Source organism: Ornithinicoccus halotolerans (genome assembly GCF_009602535.1).
Taxonomy (GTDB): Bacteria; Actinomycetota; Actinomycetes; order Actinomycetales; family Dermatophilaceae; genus Ornithinicoccus; species Ornithinicoccus halotolerans.
Genome location: NZ_WIQI01000195.1, coordinates 1 through 1,910 on the forward strand (window position 1 = coordinate 1; position 1,910 = coordinate 1,910).

Annotated in this window: 1 pseudogene; it reads right to left on the reverse strand. The window is 74.0% G+C overall.

Going from position 1 to position 1,910, the window contains the following annotated elements:
- Positions 1-1,789, reverse strand: a pseudogene (locus GFJ45_RS15940) (DNA polymerase III subunit alpha); the annotation flags it as partial.
- Positions 1,790-1,910 lie beyond the last annotated feature (121 nt).

Below are 1,910 nucleotides of genomic sequence, written 5' to 3' on the forward strand. Positions count from 1 at the left end.
CACGCTGCCGCAGCGGCGGGTCGGCCCCGCCGCTACCGGGGCCGGCCTCGGCCCAGTCCGGCCAGCCGCCGTCACCGTCGCCCAGGTCCGCGCCCGCGCCGGTGCCTGTGCCCGCCGGCACCGGCTCCACCCGGTAGACCCGGTCGGAGGCGTTGACGTCCAGCCCGAGCACGTGCACCCCCATGGTGCGGGCCTCGTCGAGGAGGAGCCGCTTGGGGTACATGCCGGGGTCGTGGGTGAGCACGCCGGCGAGGAAGGCGGCGGTGTGGTGGGCCTTCAGCCACGCCGACTGCACGGTCGGCAGTGCGAACGCGGCCGCGTGGGCCTTGCAGAACCCGAACGAGGCGAACGCGGCCAGCACCTGCCAGATCCGGTCCACCTCCTCGGGGGTGTAGCCGTTGGCCGCGGCCGCTGGCCGCCACCACCGCTCCACCTCCTGCTGCCCGTCCGGGCTGCCCATCGCCCGCCGCACCTCGTCGGCCTGCGCGAGGCTGACCCCGGCGGTGCGGGCGACCAGCTGCAGCACCTGCTCGTGGAAGACGACGACCCCGCAGGTGCTGCGCAGGTACGGCGCCAGGGTGGGGTGCAGCAGCTGCGGATCGCTCCAGCCCTGCCGTGCCTGCAGGAACGGCCGCACCATGTCCGACTTCACCGGGCCGGGCCGGAACAGCGAGATGTCGATGATGATGTCCTCGAAGGTCTCCGGGGCGAACTTGCCGATGAGCTCGCGCTGGCCGGGGGACTCGATCTGGAAGCAGCCCAGGGTGCGGGTGGACTGGACCAGCGAGTAGGTCAGCGGGTCGTCCAGCGGCACCTGCTGCGGGTCGTCCAGCTCGATCCGCTGCCCGTCGACCCGCTCCACCTCGGTGACGGCGTGGGCCATCGCCGACTGCATCCGCACCCCGAGCACGTCCAGCTTCAGCAGCCCCAGCTCCTCCACGTCGTCCTTGTCGAACTGGCTCATCGGGAACCCCAGCCAGCTGGCCTCCACGGGCGTGCGGTCCAGCAGCCGGGCGTCGGACAGCAGCACCCCGCACGGGTGCATCGCCACGTGGCGAGGCAGCCCGTCCAGCCCCTCGACCAGCTCCAGCAGCTGCTGCATCCGCGGGGTGTCCAGGCCGTGCCGGCGCAGCTCGGGCAGGTCCTGCACCGCCTGCCGGGCGTCCCGGGCCCGGATGTGGGGGAAGGCCTTGGCCAGCGCGTCCACCTCTCCCGGCGGCATGCCCAGGGCGGCGGCCACGTCCCGGATGGCGTGCCGCACCCGGTAGGTCTCCATCATCGACACGCACGTCACCCGCTCGGAGCCGAACCGCTGCAGGATCCGCTCGTAGATCTCGGTGCGGCGGGCGGACTCGACGTCGATGTCGATGTCGGGCAGCTGGGCCCGCAGCGGCGTGCAGAACCGCTCCATCAGCAGGTCGTGCGCGATCGGGTCCACCCCGCTGATGCCCAGCAGGTAGTTGACCAGGCTGCCGGCCCCGGAGCCGCGCGCGGCGACCCGCACGTCCATCTCCCGGATCAGGTCGACCACCTGGGCGACGGTCAGGAAGTAGGTCGGGTAGCCCAGCGTGGCGACCACGTCCAGCTCCTCCGCCAGCCGGCGGTGCACCCGCTCCAGCGCCGCGCCGCCGGCCCCCGGGTAGCGGCGGGGCGCCGCCGCCTGGCACCGCTCGGTGAGCTCCTGCTGGGCCTCGGTCAGCCCGCGGACCCCGAGGACCTCCGGCTCGGGCAGGTGCACCTGCCCGATGCCCAGGTCGGACCGGGCGGACTGGACGCACTCGCGCGCCAGCCGGGTGGGGGCCTCGGTGGGAGGAGTGGCCATCCCCGTGCTGGTGGGAGCGGTCGCGCGCGGCGAGCGGCCGCCGGCACTTGGTTGGCTCGGCGTCGCGATCGCGATACCCGCACTGTGG